General features: G+C 47.8%; 15 protein-coding genes. All 15 read left to right on the top strand.

Going from position 1 to position 16,875, the window contains the following annotated elements:
• The first annotated feature begins 4 nt into the window (after positions 1 to 4).
• On the top strand, positions 5 to 334 hold the full coding sequence (locus MKX30_RS26560; protein ID WP_013308137.1) for an FtsB family cell division protein: 330 nt from the start codon (positions 5 to 7) through the stop codon (positions 332 to 334).
• Positions 335 to 457: 123 nt separating this feature from the next.
• The gene (locus MKX30_RS26555) at positions 458 to 982 is read left to right on the top strand and encodes a S1 domain-containing RNA-binding protein (RefSeq protein WP_014279051.1); all 525 of its coding nucleotides are present in this window, start codon (positions 458 to 460) and stop codon (positions 980 to 982) included.
• 6 nt (positions 983 to 988) lie between these two features.
• The gene (locus tag MKX30_RS26550) at positions 989 to 1,195 is read left to right on the top strand and encodes a hypothetical protein (protein WP_023986442.1); all 207 of its coding nucleotides are present in this window, start codon (positions 989 to 991) and stop codon (positions 1,193 to 1,195) included.
• 292 nt (positions 1,196 to 1,487) lie between these two features.
• On the top strand, positions 1,488 to 3,995 hold the full coding sequence (spoIIE, locus tag MKX30_RS26545; protein WP_028542513.1) for a stage II sporulation protein E: 2,508 nt from the start codon (positions 1,488 to 1,490) through the stop codon (positions 3,993 to 3,995).
• Positions 3,996 to 4,121: 126 nt separating this feature from the next.
• The gene (locus MKX30_RS26540; RefSeq protein WP_023986444.1) at positions 4,122 to 4,871 is read left to right on the top strand and encodes a VWA domain-containing protein; all 750 of its coding nucleotides are present in this window, start codon (positions 4,122 to 4,124) and stop codon (positions 4,869 to 4,871) included.
• Positions 4,855 to 5,793 (top strand): protein kinase domain-containing protein, encoded by a 939-nt coding sequence (locus MKX30_RS26535; protein WP_307354289.1) that lies wholly within the window; start codon positions 4,855 to 4,857, stop codon positions 5,791 to 5,793. Before MKX30_RS26540 ends, MKX30_RS26535 begins: the two co-directional genes overlap by 17 nt.
• A 66-nt stretch (positions 5,794 to 5,859) precedes the next feature.
• Positions 5,860 to 7,308, top strand: coding sequence for a tRNA lysidine(34) synthetase TilS (tilS, locus tag MKX30_RS26530; protein ID WP_023986446.1), 1,449 nt, complete (start codon positions 5,860 to 5,862; stop codon positions 7,306 to 7,308).
• Between the two features lie 47 nt (positions 7,309 to 7,355).
• Entirely contained in the window at positions 7,356 to 7,895 is a 540-nt protein-coding gene (hpt, locus tag MKX30_RS26525) for a hypoxanthine phosphoribosyltransferase (protein ID WP_023986447.1), read from the top strand.
• A gap of 97 nt (positions 7,896 to 7,992) precedes the next feature.
• Positions 7,993 to 10,032 (top strand): ATP-dependent zinc metalloprotease FtsH, encoded by a 2,040-nt coding sequence (gene ftsH, locus MKX30_RS26520; protein ID WP_028542511.1) that lies wholly within the window; start codon positions 7,993 to 7,995, stop codon positions 10,030 to 10,032.
• Between the two features lie 277 nt (positions 10,033 to 10,309).
• Positions 10,310 to 11,923: an L-aspartate oxidase gene (gene nadB / locus MKX30_RS26515; protein WP_341063879.1), complete on the top strand. Its 1,614-nt coding sequence runs from the start codon at positions 10,310 to 10,312 to the stop codon at positions 11,921 to 11,923.
• Positions 11,913 to 12,803 (top strand): carboxylating nicotinate-nucleotide diphosphorylase, encoded by an 891-nt coding sequence (gene nadC, locus MKX30_RS26510; protein ID WP_075153518.1) that lies wholly within the window; start codon positions 11,913 to 11,915, stop codon positions 12,801 to 12,803. The genes nadB and nadC overlap by 11 nt, the downstream gene beginning before the upstream one ends.
• Positions 12,804 to 12,809: 6 nt before the next feature.
• A complete protein-coding gene (locus MKX30_RS26505) occupies positions 12,810 to 13,577 on the top strand; it encodes a type III pantothenate kinase (RefSeq protein ID WP_023986451.1) in 768 nt (255 codons plus the stop codon).
• A 219-nt stretch (positions 13,578 to 13,796) separates the two neighbouring features.
• Positions 13,797 to 14,681 carry an Hsp33 family molecular chaperone HslO gene (hslO, locus tag MKX30_RS26500; RefSeq protein WP_028542509.1) on the top strand — a complete coding sequence of 295 codons (885 nt, stop codon included), beginning with the start codon at positions 13,797 to 13,799 and terminating at the stop codon, positions 14,679 to 14,681.
• A 20-nt stretch (positions 14,682 to 14,701) separates the two neighbouring features.
• Positions 14,702 to 15,646 carry a peptidyl-prolyl cis-trans isomerase gene (locus MKX30_RS26495; protein ID WP_053324331.1) on the top strand — a complete coding sequence of 315 codons (945 nt, stop codon included), beginning with the start codon at positions 14,702 to 14,704 and terminating at the stop codon, positions 15,644 to 15,646.
• 239 nt (positions 15,647 to 15,885) lie between these two features.
• Complete coding sequence (gene cysK, locus MKX30_RS26490; RefSeq protein WP_028542507.1) at positions 15,886 to 16,824, top strand: cysteine synthase A; 939 nt, start codon at positions 15,886 to 15,888, stop codon at positions 16,822 to 16,824.
• Positions 16,825 to 16,875 lie beyond the last annotated feature (51 nt).

Below are 16,875 nucleotides of genomic sequence, written 5' to 3'. Positions count from 1 at the left end.
TATCATGCGTAATTCGTCTGTAGATCGCCATTCATCTTCTACGTCCAAGTCCAACGCGGGCGGGCGCAGGCGAATCATGATTTGGTTGCTATCGCTTGCCGCCTTTGGTAGTTGGGCAATTTTTACCTTTTTTTCTCAAGGCATGATTATGGCCGATCGAAGTGAACAGCTCACCCAGAAGGAAAAGCAGAAGCAAGCTGCTACACAAACGGAACAACAGCTTCAAACCGAAGTGAATCGTCTCAAGGACCCTGAGTACATTGGCGAGATTGCCAGAAGCAAGTACGGTCTTTACAAACCGGAAGAGACGCCAATCATCGGAGATCAGAAATAGGAACATTATCGGGCCAATGCTTAGTTGACCTTGGTTCCGCCATTTTGTATAATCAAATCACCACAGCGGGATTTTTTTGCAAAAAAATCGGTTGTATATTTTAAGGGAGGATCATTTTATTCTATGGCAATTGAAGTGGGCACCAAGTTAGAGGGCAAAGTGACAGGCATCACGCATTTTGGAGCATTTGTGGATTTGTCTGGAGGTGTCACGGGTCTCGTTCACATCTCGGAAATCGCCGATAACTATGTTAAGGATGTTAACGACCACCTGAAGATTAATGATGTTGTGACGGTGAAAGTCATTAATGTTGACAAAGATGGCAAAATCGGACTTTCCATTAAGCAAACGATTGACAAGCCGGCAAGTGAAGCCCGTCCCCCAAGAGCTCCAAGACCGGAGCGTACAGGAGGACCAGGCGGAGGCGACCGTTTCGGCGGTGGAGGTTCAGGTCCAAGTCAAGGACGCGGTGGTGGTGGCGGTGGTTTCAACCGCGATCGTGGAGGCCGTTCTTTCAAGCCTGCACCGGGTAAACCTTCATTTGAGGATAAAATGTCACGCTTCCTGAAAGATAGTGAGGAACGCATTTCGTCGCTGAAAAAGAACACCGAAGGTAAACGCGGAGGACGCGGCGCGAAGCGTGTTTAATTCACTTTGACAACCGTATCAATCATACACGGAAAACCGTACAGTCGAGAGACTGCTACGGTTTTTTTGCGTTCTACCGACAACAGATGCGATAAGCAGCGGCTGTCGGCGCTGAATCCAGTGGTTAGTCGTACGGGCATTTATGAGATTCGCAATTTTGGCGAAGAAGATAAGAGCTACGATGCTGGAAAGTGGATGTTTTTTTTGTCGTGAGGACATAATCGTCCGACAAACTCCAACGGTTTTCCGTCTATCTTCTGTGCAAATCGCTAGTTTGGACATCAGGATGAACGACATCGAGAGGTCATATAAGGAGTAGCGGGACGTTTCTTTCATCGGCTTCCATACGGGCGTAGCTTGATGTTCAGAGTGATGCTCTGTCCTTTCGCGCAGAACGTTTTTTTGTCGGAAATTTCTTGGAATAAGACGTGAGGTTCTGACAAACTTTCTCAATCGTTCCGGTTTAAGATAGGAACATCAAATTGATGAATGGGGTGCCTGACGCATGATGGAGAAATGGAACGTGGTACATTTTCCGGGGTTAAAATCTAGAAAGTCCAAATCCAAAGAGCGTACGGAAGGGTGGTCTTCCAGACTCAAGAAACGGCTGGATTCACATAAAGTGGTGCAATGGGTAACGGCGCAAAGATGGATGCTGCTATTGTCAGCTATGGGAGTTCTACTGGGACGCGCCACTATTTTGGACGAGCTTTCTCCGTTTGCCCTCGCTTATTTTGCGGTCATAACGTTTCTTCGGCGTGATCTGATGCTGCCTGTAGCTGTATCAGTTGTGTTAGGCAGCCTGTTAGCTCCTTACCCATCGTTATTTATGATTGGTGGCGAGCTACTGGTATTTTATCTCCTGTATCGCGGACTACGAACCTTCGACCGTCTGGAATTATCCTATGCCCCGCTTATGGTTTTCTTGTCTGTGTTTATGGTCAATTTATTTAACGCCGTGATGGCTCCGACTTTTACATGGTATGAACTTATCATTGTGGGGACGGATGCGGTTCTCAGCTTTATGCTTACGCTGGTGTTCACGCAGGCCATCCCGTTGTTTACGTACCGCAAGAAGACAAGCCAGCTCAAAAATGAGGAAATTTTATGTCTTATTATTTTATTAGCCTCTGTGATGACGGGAGCAGTAGGCTGGACTGTTCATTCATTGTCTGTCGATCATGTACTGTCGCGATATTTGGTCTTGGTGTTTGCTTTGGTGGGAGGTGCTTCGCTGGGGGCATCGGTCGGTGTAATTACCGGTTTAATTTTAAGCTTGGCCAATATGTCTGCAATTGTGCAGATGAGTTTACTCGCTTTTGCAGGTTTGCTGGCAGGGATGCTGCGTGAAGGGAAAAAAGGCGCTGTTGCGCTTGGGATGCTGCTAGGCTCCTCAATTCTGACAATCTATTTGGACGGGACCGGAGATGTGCTGACGTCAACCTGGGAGAGCTGTGCGGCAATTCTATTATTCTTAATGACCCCAAAAAGTTTCTTTAAAGCGGTTTCTACCTATGTTCCCGGTACGCAGGACCACGCCAAATCTCAGCATGAGTATGCCAAAAGGGTCCGCGATCTCACCGCAGAGCGGGTAACGAAGTTTTCCCGTGTATTCAGTCAGCTATCCCGCAGCTTTCATCAGATATCTGCGAGTGAGAGCACGAAGTCGGATGGTGAAATCGAACACTTTATGAATGCGGTGGCGGAAGGGACATGTGCCTCCTGTTTCAAGTGTGAGCAGTGCTGGGATGGAAAGTTTATGCAAACTCATCAGTATATGACGGAAATGATGAGCGCCATTGAGGATAACCCGGATTTGGAACCGGAGCAGATCCCGCCGCAATGGAGCAAGGCATGTGCTAAAACGGGCGCTGTCCTGCAAGTGATGAAGCAGCAGTATAGCCTCTACCAACATAATATGCAGTGGAAGCGCCAAGTATACGATAGTCGTCAGCTTGTTGCTGACCAACTATCGGGTGTATCACAAATCATGGAGGATTTAGCGCGAGAAATTCAGCGGGAAGGGCAAACCATGCATCGGCAGGAAGAGCAAATACGAGAGGCTCTTGATAGACTGGGCTTGTCCATTCAATCCATTGAGATCATAAACCTGGACGCAGGTCAGGTAGAAATTGAGATTGTCCATGCCTATACAAGGGGATTTGATGAATGTCGGAAAATCATTGCTCCACTTTTGTCGGACATACTGGACGAGCATATAGCTGTGATGCGCGAAACGGAGGCAGATCGCCGCCAAGGCTTGGCTACAGTCATGTTTGGCTCTGCTAAAACGTATGAGATTGCTACAGGAGTAGCTAGTGCCGCCAAAGGAGGCGATTTTTTCTCAGGTGACAGCTACAGCATGATGGAGCTAGGGAACGGGACTTTTGCAGTCTCTTTAAGTGATGGTATGGGGAACGGAGAGCGCGCGCAGCAAGAGAGCAGTGCAGCACTTAACATTTTGGAGGAATTACTCCAATCGGGTATGGACGAAAAGTTGGCGATCAAGTCGGTCAACTCTGTCCTGATGCTGCGATCACCTGAGGAAATGTATGCTACGGTCGATATGGCGCTGATTGATCAGTACACGGCCCAGACAACCTTTATGAAGATTGGGTCTACGCCGAGTTTTATTAAAAGAGGGGAGGAGGTCATTCCCGTATCTGCCAGCAACTTGCCGATTGGCATTATACAGGATATTGAAGTTGATTTGGTATCACTGCAGCTCCAGCCGGGTGATATTCTCATTATGATTACAGACGGTATATACGACTCACCGGGTTATGCGGTTAATAAGGAAATATGGATGAAACGCATGATTCAGGAAATTGAAAGCGAAGATCCACAGCAGTTGGCCGACTGCTTACTAGAAAGGGTTATTCGATACCAACAAAATCAAATCTATGATGATATGACAGTAGTCGTTAGTAAAATAGATCACTTCCGCCCAGAATGGGCAACTCTCCATGTACCTGGCATGAGGTGGTTGGAACGTCCACGGACGGTGAGCTAATCCGACATTGCCCGGGAAATTCCTTATTCGTTTTTAAAAATCCGCATCCTTCGTTTGAATCGTTCCGGATTAGGCAAAGATAGAATCTATCGGGATAGATTAAGAGGAAGCGGAGGTCAAAAAACGATGAAGCAAATTTTGATCATTACAGACGGATGCTCTAATGTAGGTGTTAGTCCAGTCATGGCGGCTGCCCAAGCTTTACGAGAAGGTATTACAGTGAACGTCGCCGGAGTCATAGATTATGGAACTATTGGCGAGCTTGGCAGCGCGGAGATTCAAGAAATTGCTAAAGCAGGGGGAGGGTTTAGCCAAATCGTTGGGACGAAGCAGTTGGCTCAGACCATGCAGATGATGACGCGCAAAACGGTGGTTCAAACCATTCAGCAGGCGGTTAATAGAGAGTTAACGCACATTCTGGGTGAGGGTGGCGCCAAACATATCGGTGAACTTCCTCCGGCAAAACGAGCCCAAGTGGTTGAGGTAATGGATGAGCTGACAGAAACAAGCACCCTGGAGATTGCTTTGCTCATTGATGCAAGTGCGAGCATGAAGCCCAAGCTGCCTGCTGTAGAGGACAGCATTCGTGATTTGCTGCTCAGTTTACAGTCCAGAAGCGGACACAGCCGTATATCTGTATTTCATTTTCCGGGCGGAAAAATGGGAGAAGACGCAGTCATGGATATCGGTTGGACCTCTGAGCTTAACCAGATCAAATCGATATTTGGACGCTTGCGGATGAAAGGGGCAACACCGACAGGTCCTGCCATTTTACAAGTGATTGATTATTACCGATATGTTACACTAGGAGAACAGAAAGATCTGGAAGAATCCTATGGCAAAGGAGAAGGGATGCTCGGTGACTACGTCGTCTGATCCCGTTCTTGCACCCGGAACGGTCATCAAGGGCAAGTGGAAGCGGAGCAGCTATGTCATCCAGCGCTTGCTGGGCCGGGGAGCGAACGGAACTGTATATTTGGTAAAAGAAGCACAGGCCGATCGGCAATTTGCTCTGAAAATGGGGAAGAACACGCTTGATCTGCAATCAGAGATTAATGTGCTAACCACATTGCAGTCTCAGGGGACTCAGGCCGCCCTTCAGCGAAATGGAAGTCCTTCCTTTTTGTTTGAGGTGGATGATGTAGTGTTACGCAGCGGAGAAATCCCCTTTTATGTTATGCGATATGTTAAAGGTGATCCGCTTCATCGTTTTGTGGCAGCCAAAGGACCGGAATGGTATGGTGTGGCTGGAACCGGTATACTGAATCGTCTGGCGGATCTCCATCAGGCAGGATGGGTGTTTGGCGACCTGAAGCCGCAGAATATTTTGGTCAATGCCTATGGAGAGGCTGAATTAATTGACTACGGTGGGGTGTCTCTTGCTGGTCGGAGTGTTAAACAATTTACAGAATGGTATGACAGGGGATTCTGGAATGCTGGCAGCCGAAATGCCGATTCCCAGTATGACCTGTTTGCCTTCGCTCTTCTAACGATTCATATATTGGAGAGCGAATCGTTAAAGGCGGCTGCGAGCAGGCTGCCACAGTTGCGTAATACGGCAGAATTGACGGTCATCATTCGCCGCAGCCGTGTATTACGCCCCTATGCCGAATGGCTACTGGGTGCAGTGCGTGGAGAATATTCCGATACTCGTGCAGCGGCCCGATCTTGGTCACGTTTGGCTTCCGCACATGTCAGGCAATCGTCGGTCAAAAGAGGGAACCCACGCTGGCTGGGATATGCTTTTACGGTATCGCTTTTGCTGCTTGCCGGAGCGCTCTGGATTGCGTTAAGGTAGCAGCATGACTTACATAAGATAACAGATGATCATCATTTTTACGGTCGGGAGAAAAGAGGGTCGTGAATGGGAACAACAAAACCGACCGGTGTTGTACAGGAAGTGCTCGCCTTGGCGCGAGATCATTCACTGTGGAGCCCCGGAGACCGCATTGTGGTTGCTGTATCCGGTGGGCCGGATTCGGTGGCCCTTTTGCACATTTTACATGAAATATCCGTTATACATATGCCTTTACAACTCGTCTGCGCTCACGTTCATCATGGCTTCAGACCAGAGGAATCGGATGCGGAGGCTGAAGAGGTACGCAATATTGCCCGAAAGCTTGAACTTCCATTTGAAATGGCTCGGGTGGATGTACCCGCTTATATGAAGGAGAGCGGGAAGGGGCCACAGGAAGCAGCCCGCGAGCTGCGCTACAGCTTTTTACATGATATGGCTACAAAGTGGGAAGCGCAGCATATTGCAATGGCCCACCACGGCGACGATCAAGCCGAAACGGTTCTCTTGCACTTGCTGCGTGGTAGCGGCCCAGCAGGTTTGGCGGGTATGCGTTTGGCGCGCAGGGAAAAAAATGTGCAACTCATTCGCCCGCTACTACGTATGTACAAGGCTGACCTGATTGAGTTTTGTAACTTTTATGGTCTTTCCTATGTGATAGACAGCACTAATTTATCTTCCAAATACCGTCGTAACGCCATTCGCATGGATGTGCTTCCTTTTTTGGGGCAATATAATGAGCGACTGACACCGTCCCTAAACCGGCTGGCCGAAACGATGGCTGACGAAAATGACTTTATGGAGGCATCCACACTGTCGGCATACGAGAAAATGGTGCGCTTGGATAATGGCAGGTACATGTTTCCCATCGCTTCATACCGTAAGCTATCCGTTGCTTTACAACGGAGGTTGATTAAACTAATATTAAATTATCTGCCTTCGGACAGTGAAAATTTTGATTTTCGTAAAATTGAGACCGTTCGACTAAGACTTCTCCAAGAGGCATCGTCTACATGGAGTTTGGATTTGGGAGGCGGTGCGGTTGGAGTCCGCGAATATGACCAGGCGGTTTTGTTTGACCGTACGCAAGTCGTTATGGGCGAATGGTGCTATGGACTAAGTGTATTGCCTATTTCCGGTGAGCTAGAGTTGCCTGAGGCAGGTGGTATACTTCGGTGGCGAAGGGCTTCCTATTCGGATGCGGACCATCCGGTGAATAAGGAGGAAGCGTGGTTCGACGCAGATCAATTGAGTCTGCCTTTGACTGTACGCTCGCGATTACCTGGAGATACCATGTATGTAATGGGATTAAACGGAAGAAAAAAGGTTAAAGATATTTTTATTGATGAAAAAATACCTCCTTCAATGCGTTCCGTTATTCCCATCGTCTGCGACCACTCTGGGGCTATTCTCTGGATTCCGGGCGTACGACGTTCTGTACATGCCGCGGTGCAAAAGCACACGTCTTCGGTTATATATATGTCATGGCAAAGACGAGAGAGTCCGGGGCACCGGTAATTGCGCAGGAACGACTTTCATAGTATAAACTTAGGAGGTTTACACCGTTGCAGAATGATATTCAGGAAATATTGATCAGCGAAGAAGAAATTCAGAGTAAAATTAAGGAATTGGGTGCACAGCTCAGCGTAAAATATGAAGGGAAAAATCCATTGGTGATTTGCGTGCTGAAAGGTGCGTTTATCTTTATGGCTGATTTGGTTAAATCCATTACAGTGCCGTTGGAGCTTGATTTCATGGCTGTATCAAGTTATGGAGCATCCACAAAATCCTCAGGTATCATCAAAATCATTAAAGATTTGGACGCATCTGTGGAAGGACGCGACGTTCTGATTGTCGAAGATATTATCGACAGCGGCCTGACGCTGACGCATTTGATTGAATTGCTTAAAAACCGTAATGCCAATTCGGTATGTGTCGTAACCTTGTTCGACAAGCCTGCACGCCGGACAGTTAATCTTGAAGCAGATTATACTGGATTTACGCTTCCAGATGCGTTTGTTGTCGGCTACGGTCTGGACTATGCCGAGCACTACCGGAACCTCCCATACATAGGGATTTTAAAGCCGGAAATCTACACCAGCTAATCTCAGCCTCCAGTCCTAGGACTAAATAAGGCCCTTTGTTGAGAAGGACTTACAGGCTATGGTAAAATAACTTAAGTGTCTCGAGAGGAGGTAGGGGATGAATCGGTTCATCCGGAATTCTGGTTTTTATTTGATTCTTTTTTTAGTTGTGGTGGGTATCGTTCAGTTTGTTAGCAACAGTAACGAAGCCTCCGATCTCCCTAGATATGACCAATTACGGCAAGAGGTTAAAGCTAATAACATCTCTAAAGTAACGGTCCAATTTGACGGTTACGCCTATCTTGTAACCGGTGCATATAAGAAGCAGCCGGCTAATGCTAAATCGACCAATTTTTCCGTATATGTTCCACCAACGGATCAAGCACTAAGTGAACTGGTGAATGCCAGCGAAACGAACGGGTTTGAATACGTGCAGAAGAAAATGGAAGGCGAAAGCATTTGGCTGACGTTTTTGACTTCTATCATTCCTTTGGTGATCATGTTCCTGTTGTTCTTCTTCCTGTTTAATCAGGCACAGGGCGGTGGCGGCAAAGTTATGAACTTCGGCAAGAGCAAAGCCCGTCTGTATAACGAAGAGAAGAAGAAGGTTACGTTCGAGGACGTGGCAGGGGCTGACGAAGAGAAGCAGGAGCTTGTCGAAGTCGTAGAATTCTTGAAGGACCCACGCAAGTTTGCAGCTGTGGGCGCTCGTATTCCAAAAGGTGTTCTGTTAGTGGGCCCTCCAGGTACGGGTAAAACACTCTTGGCGAGAGCTGTTGCAGGCGAGGCCGGAGTGCCGTTTTTCAGCATCTCGGGTTCTGATTTTGTAGAAATGTTTGTCGGGGTCGGTGCTTCCCGTGTTCGTGATTTGTTCGAGAACGCGAAGAAGAACGCACCTTGTATCATTTTCATTGATGAGATTGATGCCGTTGGACGTCAACGTGGCGCCGGATTGGGTGGCGGACATGATGAACGTGAGCAGACGCTCAACCAATTGCTCGTAGAGATGGATGGATTTGGCGCAAACGAAGGTATCATCATCGTAGCGGCTACAAACCGTCCTGATATTTTAGACCCGGCGTTGCTTCGTCCAGGACGTTTTGACCGTCAAATTACGGTTGACCGTCCAGATGTTAAAGGCCGTGAAGCAGTATTGTATGTACATGCTCGCAACAAGCCATTAACGAAGGATGTTAAATTGGACGTAATTGCGAAACGTACAACAGGCTTTACAGGCGCTGATCTGGAAAATCTGTTGAACGAAGCTGCCTTGTTGGCGGCTCGTCGTAACCGCAGAGATATTTCGATGCGAGAAGTAGATGAAGCCATCGACCGTGTTATCGTAGGTACAGAAAAACGCAGCCGCGTAATCAGTGACCGCGAGAAACGAATTGTTGCTTATCATGAAGCAGGCCATACGATTATTGGTTTCTTCTTGGAAAATGCCGACATGGTTCACAAGGTAACGATTATTCCACGTGGACGTGCAGGCGGATATGTCATCATGCTTCCGAAGGAAGACCGTATGCTGACTACCAAGCAGGAATTGCTGGACAAAATCACTGGATTGTTGGGTGGACGCGTATCCGAGGAACTGTTCATTGGTGAGATCGGAACGGGAGCTTATAGCGACTTCCAGCAAGCGACAAGCATTGCACGCAGCATGATTGTAGAATATGGTATGAGTGAGAAGCTTGGTCCGATGCAGTTCGGTACTTCGCAAGGCCAAGTATTCCTTGGACGCGATATCGGTCATGAGCAGAACTACAGTGATCAGATCGCTTATCAGATTGACCAGGAGATGAATCGCTTCATCACTGAATCTTATGAGCGTGCTAGAGAACTCCTGACCAAGTATTCCAAAGAGGTTCATTTGATTGCTCAAACCTTGCTGGTAGAAGAAACCTTGGAACTTGAACAAATCAAACGTTTGATCGAGACAGGTTCTTTGGATGGTGGCACGACTGAGGGAGAAGGAACACCGGAAAATGGTGAGCCTGTGATCGACAACATTGGAGACGTCCGTGTACGTATTCAAGGTAAGGATGACGAGCCTAAGAATACAACGGATCAACCGAATGATATCCCTAATCTGCAAAAGCCAGAGGATGATAACAATTCGGGCAACTCCGGTGGTACTCCACCGACAACAACCTAATCATCCGATGGATAGTTGAATAAGCGTATATGTAAGCTCCGGGGAACCAGGTATTATGGGTTTTCCGGAGCTTTTTAAATGGAAGATTATTGCTAACGTGATTTGACAGACACCGGAACGTTGTGTACATTTATTGTTAAATAAACGGCTGTCGTCTTCTTAGCTTATAAAAGCCAACAGCCGCTGCAATCGACTTTCTATCATTTTGAACATATACGTGAGCGCATACTGTAGAACCTATGGTGTGCGCTATTCTTCTGTGAAATCAGGTGAAGGCATGATTCCAAGGTATCTAGTTGATTTTGATGTAGCGGAATTGACCCGATTGGAGGCCGACGTGTTAATAATCGGCTCGGGCATTGCGGGCTTATATACGGCGATTAAGGCTGCGGAGAATCGGAAAGTGTTGCTGATTACCAAGAAGACTTTGATGGAAAGCAACACGCGTTATGCTCAAGGCGGCATCGCTGCTGTCACATCGGACGAGGATACACCAGCTTATCATATGGAAGATACCCTGATTGCTGGTGCAGGTCTGTGTGAATCTAAGGCGGTCAGTACGCTTGTCCATGAAGGTCCAGTTGGCATTCAGGAGTTAATACGTTTGGGAACGGCTTTTGATCGTGTGGATGGTGAACTAGCGTTGACACGGGAAGGAGCGCATAGTCATCGGCGTATTTTGCATGCAAATGGAGATGCTACGGGTTATGAAATCGTTCGTGCGTTGTCAAAGCAGGTTGCTGCCCATCCCGGTATCGAAGTATGGGAAGAGTGCATGGTAATTGATCTGCTGACGGAGCATGGTGAGTGTATTGGGGCCCTCGTCCAAAAGCCAGGTGGGGAAAGGTCGTATATAACCGCTAATGCAACGATTTTGTGCTCAGGAGGTAGCGGGCAATTATACCGATATACGACCAATCCGGATATTGCAACCGGGGATGGTATCGCTATGGCATATCGTGCTGGGGCGATTGTACGGGATATGGAATTCATACAGTTTCATCCTACGGCGTTGTGCCATCCGGGCGCTCCAAGGTTTCTAATTTCCGAAGCCGTACGGGGAGAAGGAGCCGTGTTACGCAATATTCACGGAGAACGCTTTATGGACAAGTATGATTCCCGGCAGGAGCTTGCACCCAGAGACATCGTAGCTCGTGCTATCATTCATGAGATGGAACGCACCCAAGCTGCGTTTGTATACCTGGATATTACACACGAGCCGCCAGAGCGGGTGAAGCAACGTTTTCCAACAATTTATCGGACATGTCTGTCATTTGGTTTGGATATGACGACAGACTGGATCCCCATTGCGCCTGCTGCCCATTATATGATGGGTGGTGTCCAGACCAATTTACACGGGGAAAGCTCCATTGCGCGTTTGTTCGCCTGCGGGGAGACTTCTTCTACAGGAGTTCACGGAGCTAATCGTCTGGCGAGCAATTCGTTATCTGAAGCTATTGTATTTGCCAGCAGGATTATTGAGCGACTGCATTCATTGCCACCGCTGGTCGGCCATACATTGATATCTTATAGCGATAACCGTACAGAGTTCCCGGCTTCATCCGTCACGGAGCAGCGGCATAAGCTGCAAGAAGCAATGGTTCGTTATGCTGGAGTTCGTCGGCACGGCGAGGGGCTGCAAGCAGCATTAGACGAGCTGCAAGGGCAAATGCCTATTTTTGAGGCTGTGATCGCTAGCCAGGAAGAGATCGAATTTGCCAATTTGCTCACCTGTGCTTTATTAGTAACAGATGGTGCGCTGCTGCGTGAGGAGAGCCGGGGAGCGCATTATCGCGAGGATTTTCCTGAGACAGATGATAGCGTCTGGCGAAAGCATGTTCAGCAGAGACGTGAGCAAGGGATAACGGAGGAGTACGTTCATGACATCTAACAGCGAGCTTTATGGAGAGTTTAGTGGATATCAGGAAGAACTGACAGCACAAATTCGCAGCTGGCTGCGAGAAGATACGGGCTCTGGCGATGTGACCACGCGCTGGACGATTGAGCAGGGCCACCAATCCAAGGCTGTCATTCATGCCAAGGAGAGCGGCGTGGTTGCCGGTTTACCCGTGGCTGCCCTTGTATTTCAGGTAGTGGACCCTTCCTTGTCGTTCACTCCGCTGGTGACGGACGGACAGTGGATTGAAAAGGGAAGCGTTTTGGCGGAAGTGAATGGAAGTACTCATGCAATTCTGACCGGAGAACGACTGGCGTTAAATTTGCTCCAACGGATGTCTGGCATTGCCACGCGGACTCGGGCTTTTATAGATCAATTGCATGGTTTGTCCACTCGCTTGGTGGATACACGTAAAACAACACCGGGACATCGGTTGCTGGAGAAGTATGCTGTGCGTGTAGGCGGTGGCTCGAATCATCGCTTTGGCCTGTACGATGCTGTTATGATTAAGGATAATCATATTAAGGGTGCAGGTGGGATTGAACAGGCTGTAAGTCGAGCGCGCGCTAATATACCGCATACGATGACGATTGAAGTAGAGACGGAAAACATGAAACAAGTTCAGGAAGCCCTGGAAGCTGGGGCGGATATCATTATGCTGGATAACATGTCTGCCCCAGATATGAAGGAAGCCGTTCGGTTCATTCGGGAACGGGCACCACATGTCAAAACAGAAGCCTCGGGCAATGTATCGCTGGATACAGTGCGTGAGATGGCTGAGAGTGGCGTAGATGTGATCTCTGTAGGCAGGCTGACATACTCTTTTCATAACCTGGATATCAGCCTTGACCTTAACGCAAAGAAAGATAGGTGACACCCATTGATTCTTGTAGTGGATGTAGGTAATACCAATATTGTTCTGGGGATATACGAAGGGCGGGAGCTGTTGCACCATTACCGGATCAGTACCTCCAGACAGGCAACCGCAGATGAATACGGCGTACTCATACATAATCTTTTTAGTATGGGTGGCGTATTAAAGGATGACATCCAGGGAGTTATTATTTCCTCTGTCGTTCCGCCGTTGGTCCGTGTATTAGAAGAAATGTGCGATAAATACATAGGCAAAACGCCTTTAATCGTCGGACCGGGAATCAAGACCGGTCTTAACCTGCGTTATGAGAATCCGCGTGAAGTAGGTGCGGATCGGATCGTGAACGCTGTTGCGGCTGTCGAACGGTTCGGCGGGCCGCTGGTTGTGGTGGATTTTGGGACAGCGACGACGTTTGATTGTATTGACGATAAGGGAAACTACTTGGGCGGTGTCATTGTGCCGGGTATCGGGATTTCGACGGAGGCACTGTATCAACGGGCTTCCAAGCTACCCCGCATCGAGTTGGAGAAACCCAAAAAGGTTATTGGTCGTAATACGGTTCATGCCATGCAAGCTGGGATTATCTTCGGTTATGCTGGGCAAGTGGATGGCATTGTGCGGCGCATTAAGGAAGAAATGCAGGCGGAGCCTACAGTTATTGCTACCGGAGGTCTTGCAGAGCTAATCGCATCAGAGGCGGAGAGCATTCAGAAAGTGTTGCCGATGTTGACGCTCGAAGGATTACGCATCATTTACCAACGTAACGCCGAATAAAAAAGTGGGTATAGGCTGCCGCTGAGTCCAACCGAATGATCTTATCGGTTTGGATTAGCGGCGTTTTTCGTCTATACTGAAATATGTTACGTTTTTGAACAATTCGCGTGATCTGTAGATGCAGGTTGTTTATATAGTAGGAAATTATGCTTCAATGATGAGCAATACTAACGAAAATAAGCAGCATAGCTGTCCTGGTGAATAGGGGAGGATATCAATATGGAAAATAAGCAGGATCGACTTATTCGTGGCACAGCCATGGATGGGAGGGTTAGAGCTTTTGCTGTTCGGACAACTCAATTGGTAGAGGAATTGCGGAGAAGACACGATACGTATCCAACGGCTACCGCTGCTTTGGGGCGAACCCTCACAGCAGGTGCTATTATGGGTTCTATGCTAAAAGGAAAAGAGCGATTGACCATTCAAGTTAAAGGTGATGGACCGATTGGGCAAATCGTCGTTGATGCCAATGCTGTAGGGGAAGTGCGAGGTTATGTTACTGAACCGCATGTGCATTTGCCAAGCAATAGTATGGGCAAACTGGATGTAGCGGGTGCCGTAGGTACAGAGGGGTTCATTCATATCATCAAGGATTTGGGGTTAAAAGAACCGTATCGCGGCAGTACTCCGATTATTTCCGGTGAACTGGGTGAGGATTTTACCTATTATTTTGCCAAATCGGAACAGACCCCGTCAGCGGTGGGCTTGGGTGTGCTGGTAGATACGGATAACACGGTTATTGTGGCCGGTGGATTTATTATTCAGTTGCTTCCAGGCTTGAATGATGATGAGATTACTGCGATCGAAAATGCAGTCAGCTCCATTCCACCCGTTACTGCTTTGCTGGATCAAGGGTTGGAACTTGATGAAATGCTGCGCTGGATGCTGCCGGACGTTCGGATTCTCGATGAATTGGATATCCATTTTCAATGTGAGTGTTCACGTGAGCGCGTGGAAAAAACATTGATCAGTTTGGGAGAAAGCGAATTAGAGCAGTTAATTGAGGAAGAAGGACAGGCTGAGGTCGTATGTCACTTTTGTAATGAGGCTTATCAGTTTAATAAGGATGAATTGCAAAATCTGTTAGATCAAGCCAAATCCTAACCGGATGGGCGGTGCAAGCGATGATTACACGGGAAAAAGGATTATGGACAGCTGTCATTATTCTGACCGTTAGCGTCGCCGCCTTGGGTGGTCTTATCATGCTTCGGGGGCTGTCAAAGCCGGGTGATGTAAGCAAGGATGACGGCGATCATACTGTGGCGGAGATGGGTCAGGAAGGCATATCGGAGGAACAGTGGGTAGCGGAACTGAAAAAGCGATATGGAACCAATACGCTGTTGCAAATGTTGAATCGTAAAGCCGTGCAGGCTGAAACCAAGCGTCTCGGTATCAAGATCACCCAAGAGGATTTACAGCAGGTGCTGGAGCAGGATAGTAAAGGGTATGACTCAGATCAAGCCTACTTTGATGAAATGCAGCGACAGTTTGGCTTAGATCCGGTTGACTTGCGGAATGAAGCGGAATACCGGATTGGTTTGGAGAAAATAGCCACGCAGGGTATTCAAGTTCAGGAAGCTGAGATTGACGAGTATTGGGAACAGCACCCTGAGGAATTTGCCGTCGGTAAGCAGATCCAATTGGCAGCTCTTTATGTGGATAATGCGGAGGAAGCAGAAGCGTTGCTAGATCGGGTCAAGCAGGGGGAGAGCTTCGATGTGCTGATTCAAGAGTATTCAGGTAAGCCTTTTGGCAAGGATAGCAGCGGGCATTTGGGATGGGTGGATGAATATGATCCATTGCAACCGGAGGCGATCATGAAGGCGGCGAGAGAGCTAAGCTCCGGGGATGTTGCAGGTCCGATCTCTGTTAACGATGGCTATGCTGTCATTTATGTACAGGATGTCCGGTTGAAGAATTCTCCGGATAAGCAGCAGATCCGGCAGCAAATTCGCCGATCTCTTGCGCTTGCACAGGCCGCTCCTTTGGAAGAGGTCGAGAAGAGTCTACGTGATAAATATGGAGCGCGTATTTTATCTGGAAAAGATGCATCCTCCGCTGCTCTGTAACGTAGTGAAAGAATATTGGTTTGAAGGAAGCACGATGCTGATAACGCGTGTTGACAGCATCGCGGCTTACTCACTCGTATTGACATTGGAATTGAAGATTGTTATGATTAGCGTATAAAACCCACTATTTTTATCGGAAATTAAATGAACGGTACAGAATTAAAGTGATTGACTAAGAATGATCTACAAAATGATTTCGCAATTTTTAATACATCATCTACAGTCAGGGAGGAATTATCATGGCTAAAGTTGTTAATAACATCACCGAACTTATCGGGGAAACTCCCCTCGTTCGGCTCAACCGGATCGTACCGGAAGATAGCGCCGAAATTTATTTGAAACTGGAATATCAGAACCCAGGCTCCAGTGTAAAAGATCGTATTGCGATTAGCATGGTAGAAGAAGCTGAACGTGAAGGTCTGCTTAAGCCAGGCGGTACGATTATTGAAGCAACTAGCGGTAACACAGGAATCGGCTTGGCTATGGTTGCTGCTGCGAAGGGCTATAAGGCAGTAATCGTTATGCCAGAAACGATGAGCATAGAGCGTCGTAATTTGTTGCGTGCTTATGGAGCCGAACTTGTGCTAACACCAGGATCAGAAGGCATGAACGGGTCCGTTAAGAAAATGGAAGAATTGCTGAGTGAAAATCCAGAATATTTTGCTGCTGAGCAGTTCAAGAACAAAGCTAATATCAAAATTCACCGTGAAACGACCGGTCCTGAGATTGTGGAAGCCATTCGTTCCATTGGCGGAACTCTGGACGCTTTTATAGCTGGAATAGGTACTGGCGGAACCATTTCTGGTGCCGGAGAAGTGCTTAAGAAAGAATTCCCTGATATTAAAGTTGTGGCTGTAGAGCCTGCCTCTTCCCCACTGTTAGCAGGCGGTAAGCCAGGACCCCACAAAATTCAAGGACTTGGTGCCAACTTTATTCCTGAAATTTTAAACCGCGATATCTATGATGAAATTATTCATGTAGAAAACGATGAAGCTTTCGAGGTAGCACGTAGAGTGGCCAAGGAAGAGGGCATTTTGTCCGGTATTTCATCTGGCGCGGCTGTTCATGCGGCTTTGAAACTTGCTAAGCAATTGGGCAAGGGTAAACGGATCGTTGTCATTGTTCCAAGTAATGGAGAACGTTACCTGAGCACACCACTATACAATTTCGAGCTGTAATTATGTCGTAATTGTGTATACTATACGTAAGGATTCCCTCATTTCCCTGTT

This window comes from Paenibacillus sp. FSL P2-0173 (assembly GCF_038008045.1).
Taxonomy (GTDB): Bacteria; Bacillota; Bacilli; order Paenibacillales; family Paenibacillaceae; genus Paenibacillus; species Paenibacillus polymyxa_B.
Note: the sequence above shows the minus strand (reverse complement) of the source record. Positions and strands in the feature narration are given on the sequence as shown.

What these genes read in the sequence shown, in the direction of transcription:
- MKX30_RS26560 (WP_013308137.1), top strand. Translation starts at nt 5, where the DNA reads ATGCGTAATTCGTCTGTAGATCGCCATTCATCTTCTACGTCCAAGTCC.
- MKX30_RS26495 (WP_053324331.1), top strand. Translation starts at nt 14,702, where the DNA reads ATGATTACACGGGAAAAAGGATTATGGACAGCTGTCATTATTCTGACC.
- ftsH (WP_028542511.1), top strand. Translation starts at nt 7,993, where the DNA reads ATGAATCGGTTCATCCGGAATTCTGGTTTTTATTTGATTCTTTTTTTA.
- hslO (WP_028542509.1), top strand. Translation starts at nt 13,797, where the DNA reads ATGGAAAATAAGCAGGATCGACTTATTCGTGGCACAGCCATGGATGGG.
- MKX30_RS26540 (WP_023986444.1), top strand. Translation starts at nt 4,122, where the DNA reads ATGAAGCAAATTTTGATCATTACAGACGGATGCTCTAATGTAGGTGTT.
- tilS (WP_023986446.1), top strand. Translation starts at nt 5,860, where the DNA reads ATGGGAACAACAAAACCGACCGGTGTTGTACAGGAAGTGCTCGCCTTG.
- MKX30_RS26555 (WP_014279051.1), top strand. Translation starts at nt 458, where the DNA reads ATGGCAATTGAAGTGGGCACCAAGTTAGAGGGCAAAGTGACAGGCATC.
- cysK (WP_028542507.1), top strand. Translation starts at nt 15,886, where the DNA reads ATGGCTAAAGTTGTTAATAACATCACCGAACTTATCGGGGAAACTCCC.
- nadB (WP_341063879.1), top strand. Translation starts at nt 10,310, where the DNA reads ATGATTCCAAGGTATCTAGTTGATTTTGATGTAGCGGAATTGACCCGA.
- nadC (WP_075153518.1), top strand. Translation starts at nt 11,913, where the DNA reads ATGACATCTAACAGCGAGCTTTATGGAGAGTTTAGTGGATATCAGGAA.
- spoIIE (WP_028542513.1), top strand. Translation starts at nt 1,488, where the DNA reads ATGATGGAGAAATGGAACGTGGTACATTTTCCGGGGTTAAAATCTAGA.